Consider the following 16,294-nt stretch of genomic DNA (forward strand, 5'->3'; position numbering starts at 1 on the left):
CAGGTGGACTCACCGCAGGTCGGGCAGAGCTGGTGCCGGGGGCACTCCCCGTCGGGGTGTGCTTCGCGGATGCACGGCAGCCCGGCCACTGAGGTCACTGGACTGCCCCGGCGGCGACCAGGGCGCGCAGCTTGGGCCGGCCAAGGTCGCGGCTGGTGCCGTCGGGCTCCAGGCTGCGCAGTTCCCCGCCGACGTAGAGGACGGGGATGTGCGCCGGGTTGGCGGGCCTGCGGACCTTCCAGCCGTTGGCGTACGCCTCGGCGGGCTGCGCCTCGAAGTGCATGTTGCACTGCTGGCAGGCGGTCAGCAGGTTGGGCGCCTGGTTGATCGCGGGGTCGGTGCTGCCGCCCATCGCCCTGTTGGTGCGGTGCTGGATCGTCAGGCTCTGGCTGGTGCCGCACCGGACGCAGCGGTGGCCGTCGCGCTGGTAGACCAGGGCGCGCATCGACGTGGTCGGGCCGGTGTTACGGGAGCGGCGGCGCATGGGTGTTCCCTTCCTCCCCGGGCTTCGGTTCTCCCGAGGTGGGGTGGACAGTGCCGGTCGTGGGGGCCTTGTGTCCTGCGCTCGGGTCGGGGTCGATGCCGTGGACGTCCACGAAGATCACGTCGAGTTCCTGGGTGTCCTGCATGTGCTTGCTGGGGTCGATGGCGTCCATCCACAGCTCGCGGTTTTCGTTCAGCCAGGCCGCCAGGGCGGGGTACTCGTCGTCGTGCTCGTCTACCAGGTCGGCGGGCACGCGGAGCTGGACGGGGAAGGTGAAGATCGTCGCCTCGGAGACGGTCATGCTGAGTTCGACGGTCAGGGTGTCGGTGCTGCTCACGGCGCTCCTCGCGGGTCGGGGTGGGCTGCATGATCAGCACGCGGGCCGGCCTTGAGTCGCGCGGTGGCCGGGTTGTTCCTGGCGGGAACAGGGCCGTACCCGGCGGGCCGGGCAGGGCGGTGAGCCGCCGAACGCCCCGGCGGCTCACCGCGTTCCTACTCGGGCTCACCCTCGAAGTCGTCACAGGCTCCGACGACCTGGTGGAGCGGTTCGTGTTCCTTGCGGTACTTCCCGCAGCGGGCGCAGTCCTCCATGTCGGCTTCGCTCCACTCGTCGTCCTCCTCGTCCCAGTCGGGTTCCGGTTCGAAGGCGGTGGTGAAGTCCGAGCAGGCCACGGTCAGATCCTCGTAGTCGGCGTCAAGGTGGCCAGCCTTGGCGTGCTCGGCCCGGTACTGGGAGCAGCGTGTGCAGATCGACCGGTCCTCGTCGGTGAGCGGCGCGAAGTCGGATGCACAGGAGGTGAGTTGGAGTCCGTCGAGGCGGGCGAGATAGTCATTGGTGTTCTCGTCGGGCTCCCGGCCGGGGTGGTGCTCGGACTTCCAGTGCAGGCACCAGCGGCACTGCCGCTTGGCCGCTTGGCCGGGGGTCGCGGTGAACTCCTCGCTGCCGTCCGGGCCGGTGGTGCATCGGAGCGTGCCGGCGTGCAGGAGGACGGCGCCGCCACCGGCTTCGAGGGCGGTTTCCAGGAGACGGCGCAGCCGCATCGGGGACGTCGGTACCGGTGCGGCGCCGGGGCGGCTGCTGGTGACCGTGTAGGCGCCCCATCCGGTGTGCTGGGCGATGGTGTCGCTGGTGAGCTTGGTGAGCAGGTTCATCAGGTGCTTTCGAGGTAAGGCCGGGGCCCGGCTGGCGGGCCCCGGCGGAGCGATGGTCAGCGGTACCAGGCGCCGTGCTGGTTGCGGTGGCGGACGTACATCTCGAACGGGCGGAAGTAGCCGTCGACCAGGACCAGGGCGCCGAAGGTGCACGTGCCGGTGACGGTGGCGCGCATTGGCGGGTCGTTGGTGAACCACTGGACGTGGACCGTGTCGCCGGTGACGAGCCCCTGGTAGCTCGGGGTCGGGTCGAGCACGGTTCGGTCCCAGGTGTCCGGCCGGGCGGGGGCGGGCTCGTCCAGTAGCAGCGTCAGGCGCTCACTCACCCGCGTAGGCGGGGTGGACGGCCCACGGGCCGGTGGTGGCGTCCAGAACGACGGTCAGCCTCTCGGTGCCGGAGGCGATGTCGGTCAGGGTGAGGCGGACGGCCGGGGCCGGGGTGAAGACCTCCACGGCGGTCACGGGGGCGTCGCGGACGTACACGCCGGTGCTGCCGAACAGGGCGCCGATCGCGTCGGCGCGGCCGGTGTACGTCGTCGCGCGCTGCTCCGTGGCCACCTTGTCGGGGTTGTCCGCGTCCCGGGGGGTGAGGTCGAAGCCGAGCCGACGCAGGCGCCAGATGATGTCCTCCAGAATGTCCCCGCCCTCCAGGTCGGTGAAGGTGAGGGCGTCGAGGACCGCGCGCATCCCGGCGTGGACGTCCGGGACCGCCGAAGTGTCCGGGTCGGCAGGCTGCGCCGGGGCGGCGGTGCTGTGGTTCTGGAAGGCGTGGAGGATCGCGGCGGCGAGCTTGTGCGGGTCGGGGTCGCCGACGGTGTCGTCCATCGGGTCGGCGAAGGAGTCGTAGACGACGGACACGAAGTCGCCATCGGCGCTCTGGAGCTGCGCGTGGTAGCCGGTCAGCGGCTCGTCCCGTGCGGGCAAGCTCTCGGAGCAGCCGATCAGGAGGTACGTGTCGCCGGGGCCGGGAACGTGGATGTGGTAGCCGCCGCCGTCGGCGCAGATGATCGAGGCGGGCAGGCCGGCGGTCAGGAGCGCGTGCAGGGCGCAGTGGATGTCGGGGTTGAGGTCGAGGTTGCGCGGGTCGAGTTCGGTGCTCACGGTGGGGCCTTTCGGTGGGGCTGAGTGCTTTCTCAGCAGGGGTGGAGCCGGGGGCCGCTCGGCGTGGCGGAGCGCCCCCGGGGGCACGCTCAGACGTGGTCGGTCGGGTTGTTGGTGGTGTCGCAGCGGTCGCAGTGGTCTTCGCAGACGCAGTTGGCCGGGCCGGGGATGACGCAGAGGCAGCGGCCGAGCGGTTCGGCATCGGGGACGTCCAGGGCGGCGAGGATGGCGCAGGCGCCTTGCAGACTGCGGTCCTCGGTGTTGAGGGTGACGATGCCGTTCGCCTTCACGAACAACTCGCTCGCGTCCTCGTGGCCGAAGCTGTAGCCGCCCACGGACCAGCCGCCCACGCTGCGGCTCCGGTCGTGTCCGGGCGAGACGAACGCCAGGATGCGATCGGCCGACCGAACGGGCAGCTTCGAGAACCCGAGGTCCACGTCGCTTGCGGCCCGTATGACGAGCTGCCCGGCGTGCGTTTCGGTCTCCCACGTGGCGTTGAGCCACAGGGCCGTCGAGTCCGTCTCGACGCGGCGCAGCTCGGGCCGAATGGCAGCCAGGAGCTCGAAGGCTGCGGCGTTGGCGGCGCGCAGCGCTTCCTCCCACTCGGCGGTTGGGCCAGTCGTGTCGATCATGTCGTTCCTTCGGTCGGGGCGCGTGTGCGTGTTGGTGTACGGGCCGTGTGGGGGTTGCGTCGCCCGGTGCTGCGCCCGGGGCGGCCGGGCGCAGCATCGGGGGGTGCTCAGGTCTGGTCGCGGTCGGTGGCCGGAAGGTAGGCGCCGGTCTCGATGTAGTGCTGGACCGAGGCGGACGTTCGGGTGTCGGCCGGAAGGTAGGTGCCGGTGGCGAGGTAGTGGCGGAAGGACTCCACAGACCAGGTGTCGTACCGGCGGGGCACGTACTCACCTCGGGCCACGGTCTTGAGTTCCACGAACGTGAAGGGGTTGGGGTCGTAGAACGGGAGGATCAGCACCAGGGCGTCGGCGGCCCAGGGGTCGCAGGTGTCCCAGGGGAATCCGGTGGTGAGGACGACCGTGCCGCCGGGGAACTCCTCCAGGCCGCACACTCCGCACCCGCACGTGGGGTCGTGCTTCTCGGGGTTGGCGGGGTAGGCGCCCCCGGCGAAGTAGTCGGTGGCGGGGAGCCGGGTGTCGGGGCCGCAGGTGTCGAAGCCGGAGAGGATCAGGTCGCCGGCCTTGATCTGGTCGGCGCGGGTGATGCGCAGGTCCGGGCGGCGCAGCAGGGCGGCGGTCTCGGGGTGGTGGTCGGTTCGGACGATGACGGGGAAGAAGTCGGCGCGGTGGGGTGCCATGGGGATCCTTGTGCTATCGAAGGCGTTCGGGGCGCCCCGAACCTTGGTGGCGCGAGGGAGGGCGCCGACGGCCAGGACGACTGTCGGCACCGCAGAGCTCAGGACTCAGGGGGCGGGGGTGGGTCCGCAGATGCGGTTGCCGTGGATGCGGCAGTCGAATCCGGGCTCATCCTCATCCGGCGCGGTGGTCGTGGCCGGATTAGCGGGTGCGATGGCCAGGATCGAGGCGGCAGTGGCGACGGCCAGCAGAGCGGCGACGACCACGATCAGGAGGGCCCAGAGGAACCGCCTGTCGTGACGGTCCAGAGGAGAGATGCGCATGACTGTGGAGTCCTTTCGGTGGGGCCGGGCGGGGTTGCCCCCTCCGCCCGACATGCATAACCGTATCGCATGAAATGCCATGAGGGGAAGTCCGCCCCCGCTGCTCCCTGAACTCAGGTAGGGCGCAGCAGGGGCGGTCAGAGGTGGACGGTGCCGACCTTGCGGGCGTCGGCCGGGAGCTCCCAGCCGTAGGGCTGGAAGCGCTGGAGCAGCGCCGGGAACCAGTCGGGGCGCTGGTCCGCCGGGCGGTCGAGCAACTCGACGTGGGCGGTCTCCCCGTCGGGCAGCCGGGCGTACAGCACAGTGCTGAGGTGGTAGCCGAGGTCTCTGCCGGTGACGTTGCCCGCGTACTCGATCCGAAGGATCTCCGGGGCTGCCGGGCCTTCGGGGGTCATGACCGGCGGGTAGCCGGTGCCATTGATCGACAGGCTGACAGTGGCCCGCTGGACGGTTCCAGCCGGGAGGTCGGTGCGCTCGCTCATGATGCTCTCTCCTTGGGGTTCGGGGGCCGACCGGCTGTCGCTGGCCGGCCCCCGCTGCTCGGATGGGTCGATGTCAGAGGTTGAACTCCAGCGGGTCGCCGTCGGCAGCCGGGCGCCAGTCGGCGATGGCTTCGACCGCGCGCACCAGCGCCGGAACGTCGCTGAGATCGACCTCGATCCAGCGGCCCGTGCTGCCGGACAACGCGATCTCCGTGAGGTCGTACTCGCCCGGCTTCCCGCCGTAGGTGTCGCCGTAGGCGGGGATCACGGCCTTGGTCATGGGCATGCCGCTGTCCGCGATGTGGGTGACGGCCGCGCGCAGTTCGCTGCGCACCAGGGCATCGAGTCGGGTGCGGATCAGGTCGGCCGCGGCGGCGTGCGCGTCTTCCAGCTGGCTGATGGTGAGGTCGTTCAGGTCCTGGCTCGGGAGCAGGGTGCGGCCCGGGGTCGGGCGGGTGCCGCACGGCAGTGCCCGGCAGTCCTGGCAGTCGGCCGGGCGGTGGTACTCGCGGGCCCGTTCGGCGGCGTAGGCGCGAACGTCGTCCGGAGCGTCGGCGACGTCGCGCAGGGCGTCGACGTACCAGTCGTGGGGCTGGGTGTCGTCGTAGTCGCCGGAGTCGAGGAGGTGGAACCTCACGACCGGGTCAACGGTCCTGTCCGAGTGCACGTGCACGGCCTCACGGGACTCCACCAGGGTGCCGTCGACGTAGACCCGGGCGTAGGTCCGACACTCGTCGTCGTCCCGGTCGATCGTCACGTCGACGCGCGGGCCCTGATCGTCATAGTCGCCAGTGAACGGCCGGGCGGTGACGGCCAGGAGCGCGGGCATGGCGGCGGCCAGGGCGGAGAACTCGGCGGTCGGTTCGAACTGCATGAGGTAGGCCTCTCGGGGTCGGGCAGGTCAGAACAGGGCGGGGCCGTTGGGCGGCGGGGTGGCCGGCCTTCGGGTGGGGCGGCGCTTCGGGGTGGCGGGGGCGCCGAACAGTGCTTCCGTGCCGTAGTCGTCCGGCACGGCAGGCACCGACGGGGGCGGCGCAGTGACCTGAAACAGGGCCGTCGGAACGTCCTGGTCGAAGTCGTCGGGCTGCATCTCGGCCCAGTCGCGCACGGCGGTCTCCCTTGGTCAGTGGGTGCGGAGTCGGACGTGGGTGGAACAGGGGCACCGGTCGGGCGCCGGGCGCTGCTCGTGGACGGCGATGTGGGCGCGGGGGGTGGTCACGCGCTCCGCCGGACCGCCGATCGTCCAGGGGCCGCCGCTCTTCGGGAGGGTGAGCACGGCGCCGTGCAGGAAGCGGCGGCGGCCCAGGTACCGGACGGTGGCAGTGTCGGCGGTGGCGACGATCATCAGGCCACCGCCGTGGTACTCGACCACCGCGCCGGGCGGGACTTCGTCGGCGGGAAGGGTGTCGGCCATCGGGGGCTCTCCGGTCGAGAGGGCCGGCCCGCGGCGCCGCGCGGGGCGCAGCGGGCCCGGCGGGGTCAGATGGTGGCGTGGACGGCGGCGTTGAAGGCGTCGTCAACGAAGGTGTGTTCGGCGAGGATCTCGACGGCGGCCGTCCGGGCGTCCCAGAGGTCGGTGGCGTCGATCCACAGGAGGAGGCTGCCGGGCTCGCGGCGGGCGCAGAGGGCGTTCAGGCCCTCCACGGTGGTCGGCTCGAACAGGGCGTCAACGATCTCGCGGCCGCCGCCGGAGAGGACGCGGTACAGGACGATCACGGTTCGGCGGGGCTTGGTGAGGCTGACCGGGACGCCGAGCGGGGTGAGCTGGGTGGCGGCGTGGATCGTGCTGCTCATGGGGTGGTGGCCTTTCGGTGTTCGTTCGGTGCTCTCCGAACGGGGCGGGCGGGCAGTGCGAAGGGTGCCGGGGGGTGGTGCTCTGTGTCGCGGGGTGGCGGGCCGGGGCCGGTCGGGGCCCCGGCCCGCCGGTTGGTCAGCAGTCGCCAGCGGGCGGGTACTCGCTCGGGTCCGGGCCGTTGCCGGTGGCGTAGAAGCGGTGGACGGCGGCGGCGGCCTCACGGGCGGTGCGGGCGGTGACGCCGTACGACTCCAGCCCCTCGTTCTCCAGCGCTTCGGTCAGGGCGTTGCTGGCGCTGGCGCAGAACGGTTCGGGCAGGATGCGGGCGATCGTCATGCCGGTGGCGTCCACATGGATGGCGACCCGCATGGGCTGGTCGGCGAGCGGGGTCGGGGCGATGAGCAGCGTGGCGACGAGCAGGCGCAGCAGCACGGGGGTTCTCCTCTGGGGTGGGGTGGGGTCGGCCGGGTGGCGGCCGACCCCGGGGCGCAGCAGGGGTCAGGCAGCCAGGGCGAGGGGGCCACCCGCGATGCGGTCGAAGGCGTGGATCGCGTCGGTGTTCTTCCGGCCCTTGGCGGGGCGGTAGACGGCCAGGAGGGCGTCCACCTGGTCGGGGGTGTAGAGGCGGACGCGCTCCGGGCGGGGGCCCTTGGGGGTGTTGATGGTCCGGATCAGTTCGCCGGAGTTCGGAAGGCCGGCCTTGTCCGCCTTGCGGGTGGCGGCGCCGTTGAAGCGGTGGGCGGTGTCGGGGTGCATGCCCCGGGCGATCAGGTGGGTGGAGAGGGAGCGCACCGGGTTGGTGGCCACGGCCTTGGGGGCCCGGCGGATCTCGCGGAGGTCCTGGAGCCGCTTGCGCAGCTTGGCCTTGCGGTGGGTCTTGGACGTGGGCGTGCCGGTGCTGCTGCGCATGGTGGTGGGTCCTTTCGGTGGGCGGGTGCTTCCCGCCGGTACCGGTTGCTCGGCCGGTGTGGTTCCCACCGTAGTGGTCAGGTGGCGTAAGTGCAACACATGAAATGGGTCTGATCGAAATTCCCTGCGGATGTTGACTCATCCATTTCATGCGATACGGTTATGTCAGTCGGCGGGAGCAACCGCCGCGATCCGAAAGGCCCCACCATGACCACAACCATCGAAGCTGAGCTCAAAGCCCTTGCTGAGCTCAAAGCCCTTGAGGACGCCCTCAACGACCGGCGCGTAGCGGTGGACGCCGCCGCGATCCGGCTGATCGTGCACCACTTCCCGGCCGCCAGCCTGGACCCGGAAGAATCCCTCCCCGGACGGTTCGCCCTCACGTGGGCCGGCCCCGACGGCCGCCACCTGGAGATGATCGTCTACAACGGCGCCACGGTCTGGCTGATCGCCGACCTCCCCACCATCGAGGCCGACGCCCTGATCACCTCCGTTCTCGGCGCCGACCCGAAGCGCTACCAAGGCCCCGACGGCTGGGTCGGCACCCTCACCGAAGCGCTCCCCGGCCAGCACGCCGTAGACCACGAGGACGGCGGCCCGGCCGAACACACCATGGCCATCCGCCCCGACGGCATCACCATCGTCAACCTGCGCCGCCTGACGCTGGACGCGACGTTGCAGGGCCTCAGCGCCTTCCATGCCCTCCAGGCCGCGCTGACCCCCGCCGGGTACGGCACCGCCCGCCACTGACCCAGTGCTGCGCCCCGGGCCGCCCCCCGGGGCGCAGCACGACACGGAAGGAGTCCGGGCCATGCCCGACAACGAGCCGCGATACACGGCGTACTGGGACGAGACCGAACAGGAGGTGACCGTGGTGCAGAGCATCCCCGCCGGGGTCTCCGGCCCGTTCGGCATCTACCCGGCAACGTCCCTCGACACCGCCACGGACGTGCTGTTCGACAACGGCTACATGGTCGTCCAGGACAACGTCATCAGCGCCTGGTCCCCGACCGCGAACGGTGACCAGTTCTGCCGCCTGATGTACATGGGCTGAGCCGACCAGCCGGGCCGGCCGCCGGGCTGTTCCCGCCGGGAACATCTGACGGCCGGTCCGTTCGGAACCCCCCGAACATCACCGTCCCCGCGCGCGGGTGCGCGCGTTGGCACGGTCCAGAAAGTCCAGAAACGCACATGTCCTTTACATCTGATCGGCCCTTGGAGGTCCCCATGTCCACGCCCGTCCCCGACAAGATCGCCCGACCGACCGTCGGCCCCCTCTCCCGCCTGCTGGACGAGAAGGGGGAGTTCGCCCGGTGGCACGTGCTCAAGGTCAGCAAGGGGGACACCTCCGTTCCGGGCGCCACCGTCCGAGTCCGGTACAGCGCCCCGGAGTCCACCGTGGAGCGGGATCGCGCCCTGGTCGTCGGGGAGACGATCGGATGGCTGGAGGACGTCCGGCGCTTCCTGGTGGCCAACCACTGTGCGGTCCGGTACGCCAACGACCGGCTGTCGTTGATGGTGATCGACCCGACGGAGAAGGTCGAGGTGGACGGCAAGCAGGAACGGAAGGTGCGGCCGGGGATCGTGTTGGCGATGGACCGGGCCGTGGGCTCCGGACCACTGCCCGTACCGGACCACCGCCGGTGGAACCTGATGATGTGGGAGAAGCGGGACGCACGGATGGCCGGAGTACGTTCGACCAGCGACGTCTGGGCGGCGATCGAGCACAGTGCGCAGCGGGGCATACCGGCCGTGGTCGGCGGCGACGGGTCGATCTGGATGGGAGACATGCTGTTCTCCCCGGAGCTGACCGCCCCTCCGATGGACGTGTGGCGGCCCTACCTGATCCCTGCGGAGTACCTGCGGCAGTCGCAGCACAACGAGTCGGATGTGCAGCGCTGCGCCATGGCGCTGCTCCCGCATCGAGGCCGTTTCCGTGAGGAGTTCTTCGACGTGCCGGGCGCCGAGCCGTCGCGCTCCCGTGAGGTGGAGTGGACGGCGGCGGTCGGGGCGGTCGAGAGCGCGTTGACGATGCTGGAGTGCCGGGTGGAGGGCAACGGGCGGGGCGTGGTGCGGGTGTGGCACCAAGGTGGCGGCCTGATGGTCCGGACGCCGGTTGCGGGGACGGAGGTGGCCGGCCTTCCTGGGCTCTCCAGGGCCGAGGCTCAGTGCTCGGTGGCGGTGGAAGCCGCAGAGGTGCTGGCCGCTGCTGGGTACGCGGGCGCGGTCGCTGGCGACTGGGCGCCGATCTCGGGGAGCAGCGGGTTCTGGGTGGAGGGGTCCCGCGGCGACCTGGTGCACATCTTCCTGTCGGTGGACGGGCAGCTGATCGGGTTGCCGAACCGGGACACGTTGGCCGGGTGGGCCGAGACGTTGAACGCGGCCCCTGGGTGGAGGGCCGGCCCGTTCTCGGGCGGGGTGTGGGCGCAGCGAGTTAGCGCGGAGGAGTAGCGCGCACAGGGAGGGGGCCTGTGGTTCGCCGGGCCCCCTTCCCCTCACTCCATTTCATGCGATACAGTTATGCATGTCGGCAGGGGGGGGCAACCCCATCGCCGGCCTTACCGAAAGGGATCACCCGCCATGTCCGAAACCCTGCTCACCGTCGACTCGCCGGCCGCTGACGCCGAGTTCTACAACGGCACCGAGGACTACTCGTACGACCTGATTGAGCTGACCGACCTCGCCCTGACCCACCTGGGCAACAAGTGGACGGCCACCGAGAGCAAGCACTTCGAGGTTCACATCGAGCACCAGGACGGCACGCTGGTGTTCATCGAGGTCGGTTACGACATCGGGGGCGACGTGGACGGCTCCATAACCGTCACCACCACTTCCGACGACGAGGACGTGGCCACCGGGCGCGTGATGGCGTTCGAGATCAACGAGGACTACGACGAGGACGACGACGAGAGCGGGATCCCGGCGCGGTGGGTCCTGCTGGAGGTGTCCGCAGCGCGACTCTCCACCATGGTGCGGGAGCAGCACGACCAGGCGGTCGCGGCAACGCGTACGGGCGCCGGGCCGGGCTTCGGCGGCAGCTGACCCTGCACCAACCCCCGGGCCGGGCACGCTGAGCGGCGCCACGGTCCGGGGGTGATTCCTGCCCAGATTGTTCGGGGCGCCCCGAACGTGCGTGATTCGAGACTTCGCCCGGCCCTGGGAGAGCACCCGGGCCGGGCGCCACCGGAAGGCCCCGCCGTGACCACCCCGAACACCCTGCCCACCCTCTTGTCATGGGGGCGCGGAGCCGACTCGACCGCGATCATCGTCGGCTTCCTGGAGGACCCGACCGCCTACGGCCTGCGGGCCGACCTGTCCGACCTGACGATCGTGACCGCCTGTACGGGCGACGAGTGGCCGGCCGTGGACGACCTGGCCGAGCGCCTGGTCCTGCCGCTGCTGCGCCGCGCGAACGTGCGCCTGGTACAGATCGCCCGGGGCGGCCCGAGCGACACGGACGGCATCGTGGTCCTGGACGACAGCCGCCAGCCGTACCGGCTGCACCGGCGCGGCCCGTGGGCGTTGTCGGACGAGCTGCGCACCTCCGGCACCGTGCCCCAGTTCGCCCAGGGGCGTAGGACGTGCTCGATCAAGTTCAAGGGCTGGCCGCTGGACCGGTGGGCAGCGGCGGAATTCGGCGGGGCACCGTACCGGCACGTGATCGGCTACGAGTACGACGAGCAGCAGCGGGCCGACCGGGACGAGACGTACACCGGGACCGGCCGGGTTCCCTGGTACCCGCTGATCGAGTGGGGTTGGACGCGCCGCCACGTGCAGCGGTACCTGCGGGCCGAGCTCGGCATCGCCGAGTACCCCAAGTCCTACTGCGCGGAGTGCTGCTTTCCCGAGTCGGCTGACTCCCTGCCCGCGCACCTGGGGCGACTGCGGGAGTACCCGGAGCTGGCGGCCGCGGTTCTCGTCATGGAGCGGGTGGCCATGTCGCTCAACCCGAACTCGACCCTGTTCAAGAACCGGTCGCTGCTTGGCCTGATCGAGGAGGACGACAACGCGGCCGCCCTCGCCCAGTTCGAGCGGGAGCTCACCAGCGGCGAGAGCGCGGTGTACGACGTGCGCCGGATCGTGTTCCCCCGACGGACCACCTGGTGCCGGGAGCGGCACGGGAAGAGCTGCCGGACGCCGGGGGCGGACTGCCGCGACCCGGAGGCAAAGGGCGTGGCCTGGCGGTCGGTCCGGCAGGTCTTCGTCGGCTCACCGGACGCCGCAGCTGCCCGCCTGCACGCGTCGGCCGCCGAGCGGGGCCGGCCCGTGACGACGAAGGACGGGATCAGCAGGGTGCAGTACGCGGAGCGGGGCCGCCTGTACCCGACGTACGAAGGGTTCCTGGTCGCCGCACCGGCGGTGGTTCGAGACAAGCAGCGGGCCGGCTTCGAACAGGCTTGGGACGACGCTACCGGGAAGCCCCGGCTACGGTTGCTCGGCCTCTGACCTGGCCCAATAAACCCGGTGGGGGTCACCCCCTAGGCGCTGGCCATTTCATGCGATACAGTTATGCATGTCGGACAGGGGGAGCAACCCCGCCCCGACCCCACCGAAAGGACCCACCAGCCATGACCGTCACCCTGATCAAGAGCACCGCGCCCGCCGCCGAACCGCTGGCCACCCTCGACACCCCGAAGGGCACCCGCGTGCGCATGGCGAACGGCGCCACCGGCACCTTGCGCTGGTTCAACTCGTACAGCCAGTCCGAGTGGCCCTTCGGGATCGAGCTGGACGAGATCGGTCCGAACAGCATCACCGCCAACTGGGCGTCGCTCGGCACCGTCACCGTTCTGGCGGACCAGACGCCCCCCACCGAGATGGCCCACGAGAAGCTGAACCGACGCATCGCCGAGCTGCGCGCCACGAAGGAAGCCGAGCAGGCACAGCGCGAGGAGCAGGCGACGGAGAAGCCGGCCCCGGCCGCTCGCCCCGTGGCCACGGTGAGCGTGCCCGGCTCGTTCGCCGACTGGCTGGAGGGCACCGGGGCGGTTCAGGGGGACGACGACAGCGACCCCGAGTGCCTCGCACTGCGCCTCGCCTTCGACAGCGGCAAGTCGGTTCGGCGGGGCCGGTCGTACTCCCTGATGATCACCGGCGACGTGACGGTGATGGACATGATCATCGAGTACGCGGACACCTTCCTGAACCTCGGCGGTGAGGCGACTCAGGCCGAGCTGAGTGGCGCCACGAGGACGCTGGAGCGAGCGACGGCAGCGCGGGCCGGCCTCAAGGCCGCGCCGCCCGCCGCCTCCTGACCCCCCGCCCCCGCCGGGGGTGCCCCGTTCCCGAACGGGGCACCCCCGGCGCCGGACGGCGGCCGTCAACGACACCGCCCTACCTGCACCGCCCGGCACCGGGCGGGCGCCTTAACGCACCCGGCGGGAGAGCACCCGCCCCACCGAAAGGGCACCAGCATGACCACGCCCAACTCCACCTTCTTCACCGACGCCGAACTGATCCAGGAAGCTGCCGTCCAGCTCGGCGCCGACTGGGGCAACGCGAGCAGCCTGAGCCACCTGCGCATCAGCCACACCAGCGGCCTGCACATCGAACTCGACACCGACGCAAGCGGCTCCGTGCTGCACCTCAAGTTCGGCGACGCCCACGACGCCTACTCGGAGCCCCGCCCGTTCCAGACGCTGCACGGCTCCACCCTGCGCGAGGGCGCCCGCGATCTCATCCGGGAAGCGCTCACCATGCTGGCGAACGAGGCGATGGCCGCCCCCACCCCTGCCCACCCGAAGGCGTACCAGGTGGACAGCGGCCACCACCGCACGGTCGGCCAGGCCGCCGCCAAGCAGCTGGGGCCCGCCTGGAAGCTGGCCGTCGACCCCGCCGGACCGAACACGTTCTCCCTCACCCACAGCAGCGGCCTGGCCGCCCTCGTGGACGCCGGCACCGAGTTCCTGTTCAGGCTCTCCGGGCATCTCGCCCCCGCCCCGGGCAACGGCGACGCGTCGAAGCTCTACACGGTCACGCCGGACTCCGCCGAGTCCGCGAAGGCGACCGGACGCCGGTTGGCCACCGCGATCACCGACGCCCTGGTGGACCGGCTGAGCGCCGTGTGCTCCAGCCACGAGCAGTTCGAAGGCCTCAAGACGTCGCTGCTGGCGCTGCTCCGCTGACCCGCCCCGGCCGCGCCCCGAACTCCCGGGCGCGGCCCGCCTGCGCCTGACCCTGGCCGCCCGGTACGTCGCGCTCGAAGCCGCGATCCAGCACCAGTTCAAGCCCGATGTGTCCATGGCCCGCGTGTACGAGGAAGCGGTCCGCCGCGGCCCGCTGACCGACTGGCAGATCGGCGACGTCCTCGCCCAGTACGTCAGCCGCGCGGCCGCCGACGCCTACCGCCACCGCTACGCCCTGACCGCCTGACCCTGCCCCTCCCCGCCGGTCGGCAGGCACCCCCTGCCGACCGGAAACCACTTTCAAGAGGATCCGTCATGATCTCCGCTCTCACCGTCAGCCGCAGGATCGCCAAGCACCTTGGCGACGCCTGGCGGGCCGAATCCATATTGGACCCGGCCTCCGCCTGGTTGCACGGCCCGTCCGGTCTCACGCTCACCGTCACCGTGGCCTCCGACGGATCCGTCAGCCTGCTGCCGCGGCTGAACCCCACCCTCGTCTGGCCGGGCCGGGGGGAGCACATCGGCGAGACGAACGGCGCGGTGAGCGCCTTGGCCGAGCTGGCCGAGCAGGTCAGCACCGTGCTTCTGCCGACCTGGCGCGAGCGGGACAAGAAGCTGGCCGCCCGGACCGAGCGGGCGAACGCGGATCTGGCGGCCCTCCTCACCCAGATCGGGGACCTGGTGGGCGACCACGAGGTTGCTGCCACCGGAACCCGGCCGGGAACGGGACGGGTGCGGTGGTCGGGGGGCGTCGTGCACGTCCACGCGGTCGGGGACGGTACCGCCCGGCTGGAGCTCACCGTGGAACAGCTCGACGGCCCGACAGCTCTGCGGATGCTCGCCGCGATGCCCGAGCCGGCCGCGAAGCGCTACGCCCTGCACTCCTCGCTCGACTGAGCACGTCGGCAGTTCTCCGTAACGGCTGCCGGCACTTCATCGGCGGCCGACCGGGCACCCGGTCGGCCGCCGCCCCTGCCGATCCACCCACCGACCAAGGAAGGGCCATGGCCTCTCGCTTCGGACCACCCATCGACCTCTCGGACCTCGACGGCTTCGCGCGGACGGATCTGCGTCAGCGCCGGTCGGTGTTCGTCGGTCGCGTGTCCACCAAGGACAACCAGCAGCCCGCCACCTCCATCCCGCGGCAAGTAGCCCTCGCCTCCGAGCGCCTGGAGGAGGACGAGGAGTTCGTCGCGTACTTCTGGGACGTCGAGAGCGGGATGCTGCCCCCCGATTTGCGCAGCCTCGGACCGCAGGAGATGTACGACGCCCTGGCCGTCCCCGTGCCCCGGGACGGCGGCCTCCAGGACCTCGTGGAGCGGGCGGAGCAGCTGGGGGTGACTCGGGTGCTGGCGGAGCGCTCCGATCGCCTGGCGCGCGTCCTGGTGACCAGCCTCACGGCGGAGAACGCGCTGGAGCGGTTCGGGGTGGAGGTGGTCTACGCGAACGAACCGGTCGGGGGGACCGAGTCCGGGCGGCTTCGCGTCCGCCGGTCCAGCCAGGTCGACGCGGAGATCTACCGCGCGGTGCTGATGGAGCAGTCGATGGGCGGGCAGGTCCAGCACGCCGTCAACGGCTGGAACCACGGCTACCCGCCGTACCCGTACACCACGGTGGTCGATGAGAACGCCCCGGTGACGGACCGCGGCCGGTTCGGCCTGGCCCGGCCGAAGCGGAAGCTCGCCCCGCACCCCGACCCGCGCCGGTTCGACGCCGCGCAGCTGCTGTGCCGTTTGCGGCGGGAGGAGCAGATGAAGGCTGCGGACATCATCGCCGTCCTGACCGCCGAGCCTGACCGGTACCCGGGCAACTGGACCCACAACCTGGTCGAGGGCCTGATCGCCAACCCGAAGCTGACTGGCCACCAGGTGTACAACCGGAAGGCCAACCGCTCCGGCCGGCCCGGCTTCAACCGGGCGAACCCGATCTCCGAATGGGCATGGTCCCCGACCGTCGTGCACAAGCCGGTGGTGAGCCTGGAAGAGTGGAAGCAGGCCAGGGAGGTCACCGCCGCGTTGCGCGCGGGGGACGAGGGCGGCCCGCTGCTGCGCCTGCGTGCTGCCGCTCGGCGGCTGGGTCTCACGGTCGCCGTGGTCGAGAGCAGCACCAGCCACACGGTGTACCGAATCGGGGGACAGCGGATGGTCCTGCCCACTCCCATTCCGGACGCGGTCGTGCAGCAGCTCATCGAGGACATGGGGAGCCCGGCGTGAACGAGGTGATCGAGGCCGTGGCCAGCAGGCGCGGCCGGACCTGGGTGGTGCACCTCCCCGAGCACGCCGTGTACGGGCACGGACGGACGTTGAAGGCTGCGCAGGAGAACACGGAGCAGGCGCTCGCTGTCGCTGGCGTGACCGCAACGGTCAAGCTCCGCCCGTCCTCACCGGAGCTGGAGCTGTTGCGAGCCGCAGAGGCGGCCTACACGGCAGCCCTGAGCACCGCGGCGGCGGCGCTGGCGCTGCGACGGACAACACTGCGGGACATCGCCCTGGCGACGGGAGTACCGACCACCCGCGTCAAGCTGCTCCTTGCCGAGCGCTCGACGGCGCCGAGCGACGTTCCGGACCGCGCGCCGGATGAACCGCCCGAGGCAGCCGGCTGAGGCCCCAAGCGCAG

26 protein-coding genes are annotated in these 16,294 nt (G+C 71.3%); 11 read left to right on the forward strand and 15 right to left on the reverse strand.

What is annotated here, in order from left to right; genetic code table 11:
• Positions 1–94: 94 nt before the first annotated feature.
• The 15 genes from ACIP82_RS29565 to ACIP82_RS29635 all read right to left on the reverse strand — a co-directional run bounded on the left by ACIP82_RS29565 (position 95) and on the right by ACIP82_RS29635 (position 7,553).
• Entirely contained in the window at positions 95–484 is a 390-nt protein-coding gene (locus tag ACIP82_RS29565) for an HNH endonuclease (protein ID WP_400657767.1), read from the reverse strand.
• Positions 465–821, reverse strand: a complete 357-nt coding sequence (locus ACIP82_RS29570; protein ID WP_400657769.1) for a hypothetical protein — start codon at positions 819–821, stop codon at positions 465–467. The genes ACIP82_RS29565 and ACIP82_RS29570 overlap by 20 nt, the downstream gene beginning before the upstream one ends.
• 155 nt (positions 822–976) lie before the next feature.
• Complete coding sequence (locus ACIP82_RS29575; protein WP_400657771.1) at positions 977–1,636, reverse strand: hypothetical protein; 660 nt, start codon at positions 1,634–1,636, stop codon at positions 977–979.
• Positions 1,637–1,692: 56 nt separating this feature from the next.
• Positions 1,693–1,962 (reverse strand): hypothetical protein, encoded by a 270-nt coding sequence (locus ACIP82_RS29580; protein WP_400657773.1) that lies wholly within the window; start codon positions 1,960–1,962, stop codon positions 1,693–1,695.
• Positions 1,955–2,737, reverse strand: a complete 783-nt coding sequence (locus ACIP82_RS29585) for a hypothetical protein (RefSeq protein WP_400657775.1) — start codon at positions 2,735–2,737, stop codon at positions 1,955–1,957. The genes ACIP82_RS29580 and ACIP82_RS29585 overlap by 8 nt, the downstream gene beginning before the upstream one ends.
• Before the next feature lie 89 nt (positions 2,738–2,826).
• The gene (locus ACIP82_RS29590; RefSeq protein ID WP_400657777.1) at positions 2,827–3,369 is read right to left on the reverse strand and encodes a hypothetical protein; all 543 of its coding nucleotides are present in this window, start codon (positions 3,367–3,369) and stop codon (positions 2,827–2,829) included.
• Between the two features lie 107 nt (positions 3,370–3,476).
• The gene (locus ACIP82_RS29595) at positions 3,477–4,046 is read right to left on the reverse strand and encodes a hypothetical protein (RefSeq protein WP_400657779.1); all 570 of its coding nucleotides are present in this window, start codon (positions 4,044–4,046) and stop codon (positions 3,477–3,479) included.
• A 105-nt stretch (positions 4,047–4,151) separates the two neighbouring features.
• On the reverse strand, positions 4,152–4,367 hold the full coding sequence (locus ACIP82_RS29600) for a hypothetical protein (RefSeq protein ID WP_400657781.1): 216 nt from the start codon (positions 4,365–4,367) through the stop codon (positions 4,152–4,154).
• Between the two features lie 137 nt (positions 4,368–4,504).
• A complete protein-coding gene (locus ACIP82_RS29605; protein WP_400657783.1) occupies positions 4,505–4,849 on the reverse strand; it encodes a hypothetical protein in 345 nt (114 codons plus the stop codon).
• 73 nt (positions 4,850–4,922) lie between these two features.
• The gene (locus tag ACIP82_RS29610; RefSeq protein WP_400657785.1) at positions 4,923–5,723 is read right to left on the reverse strand and encodes a hypothetical protein; all 801 of its coding nucleotides are present in this window, start codon (positions 5,721–5,723) and stop codon (positions 4,923–4,925) included.
• 27 nt (positions 5,724–5,750) lie between these two features.
• Positions 5,751–5,957, reverse strand: coding sequence for a hypothetical protein (locus ACIP82_RS29615; protein ID WP_400657787.1), 207 nt, complete (start codon positions 5,955–5,957; stop codon positions 5,751–5,753).
• A 15-nt stretch (positions 5,958–5,972) separates the two neighbouring features.
• Positions 5,973–6,263, reverse strand: a complete 291-nt coding sequence (locus tag ACIP82_RS29620) for a hypothetical protein (protein WP_400657789.1) — start codon at positions 6,261–6,263, stop codon at positions 5,973–5,975.
• A gap of 65 nt (positions 6,264–6,328) precedes the next feature.
• Positions 6,329–6,643: a hypothetical protein gene (locus ACIP82_RS29625; protein ID WP_400657791.1), complete on the reverse strand. Its 315-nt coding sequence runs from the start codon at positions 6,641–6,643 to the stop codon at positions 6,329–6,331.
• 136 nt (positions 6,644–6,779) lie between these two features.
• Positions 6,780–7,076 carry a hypothetical protein gene (locus ACIP82_RS29630; RefSeq protein WP_400657793.1) on the reverse strand — a complete coding sequence of 99 codons (297 nt, stop codon included), beginning with the start codon at positions 7,074–7,076 and terminating at the stop codon, positions 6,780–6,782.
• Between the two features lie 66 nt (positions 7,077–7,142).
• Positions 7,143–7,553 carry a hypothetical protein gene (locus ACIP82_RS29635; protein WP_400657796.1) on the reverse strand — a complete coding sequence of 137 codons (411 nt, stop codon included), beginning with the start codon at positions 7,551–7,553 and terminating at the stop codon, positions 7,143–7,145.
• A 207-nt stretch (positions 7,554–7,760) separates the two neighbouring features.
• On the opposite strand from ACIP82_RS29635, the gene ACIP82_RS29640 reads away from it, so the two are divergent.
• From ACIP82_RS29640 to ACIP82_RS29690, 11 genes are all read left to right on the forward strand, one after another.
• On the forward strand, positions 7,761–8,303 hold the full coding sequence (locus ACIP82_RS29640) for a hypothetical protein (RefSeq protein WP_400657799.1): 543 nt from the start codon (positions 7,761–7,763) through the stop codon (positions 8,301–8,303).
• 61 nt (positions 8,304–8,364) lie between these two features.
• Positions 8,365–8,607 (forward strand): hypothetical protein, encoded by a 243-nt coding sequence (locus tag ACIP82_RS29645; protein ID WP_400657801.1) that lies wholly within the window; start codon positions 8,365–8,367, stop codon positions 8,605–8,607.
• A 173-nt stretch (positions 8,608–8,780) separates the two neighbouring features.
• Positions 8,781–10,004: a hypothetical protein gene (locus tag ACIP82_RS29650; RefSeq protein ID WP_400657803.1), complete on the forward strand. Its 1,224-nt coding sequence runs from the start codon at positions 8,781–8,783 to the stop codon at positions 10,002–10,004.
• A 129-nt stretch (positions 10,005–10,133) separates the two neighbouring features.
• Positions 10,134–10,595: a hypothetical protein gene (locus ACIP82_RS29655; protein WP_400657805.1), complete on the forward strand. Its 462-nt coding sequence runs from the start codon at positions 10,134–10,136 to the stop codon at positions 10,593–10,595.
• Positions 10,596–10,751: 156 nt separating this feature from the next.
• A complete protein-coding gene (locus ACIP82_RS29660) occupies positions 10,752–11,999 on the forward strand; it encodes a hypothetical protein (protein ID WP_400657807.1) in 1,248 nt (415 codons plus the stop codon).
• 122 nt (positions 12,000–12,121) lie between these two features.
• Positions 12,122–12,808: a hypothetical protein gene (locus ACIP82_RS29665; RefSeq protein ID WP_400657809.1), complete on the forward strand. Its 687-nt coding sequence runs from the start codon at positions 12,122–12,124 to the stop codon at positions 12,806–12,808.
• Between the two features lie 159 nt (positions 12,809–12,967).
• Entirely contained in the window at positions 12,968–13,678 is a 711-nt protein-coding gene (locus ACIP82_RS29670) for a hypothetical protein (RefSeq protein WP_400657811.1), read from the forward strand.
• Between the two features lie 115 nt (positions 13,679–13,793).
• Entirely contained in the window at positions 13,794–13,925 is a 132-nt protein-coding gene (locus ACIP82_RS29675; protein WP_400657813.1) for a hypothetical protein, read from the forward strand.
• 68 nt (positions 13,926–13,993) lie between these two features.
• Positions 13,994–14,575, forward strand: a complete 582-nt coding sequence (locus ACIP82_RS29680; protein ID WP_400657815.1) for a hypothetical protein — start codon at positions 13,994–13,996, stop codon at positions 14,573–14,575.
• A 107-nt stretch (positions 14,576–14,682) separates the two neighbouring features.
• Positions 14,683–15,891, forward strand: coding sequence for a recombinase family protein (locus ACIP82_RS29685; RefSeq protein ID WP_400657817.1), 1,209 nt, complete (start codon positions 14,683–14,685; stop codon positions 15,889–15,891).
• The gene (locus tag ACIP82_RS29690) at positions 15,888–16,280 is read left to right on the forward strand and encodes a hypothetical protein (RefSeq protein WP_400657819.1); all 393 of its coding nucleotides are present in this window, start codon (positions 15,888–15,890) and stop codon (positions 16,278–16,280) included. Before ACIP82_RS29685 ends, ACIP82_RS29690 begins: the two co-directional genes overlap by 4 nt.
• Positions 16,281–16,294: the final 14 nt, after the last annotated feature.

The sequence above is a fragment of the Kitasatospora sp. NPDC088548 genome, from assembly GCF_044753005.1.
In the GTDB taxonomy this organism is placed as follows: domain Bacteria; phylum Actinomycetota; class Actinomycetes; order Streptomycetales; family Streptomycetaceae; genus Kitasatospora.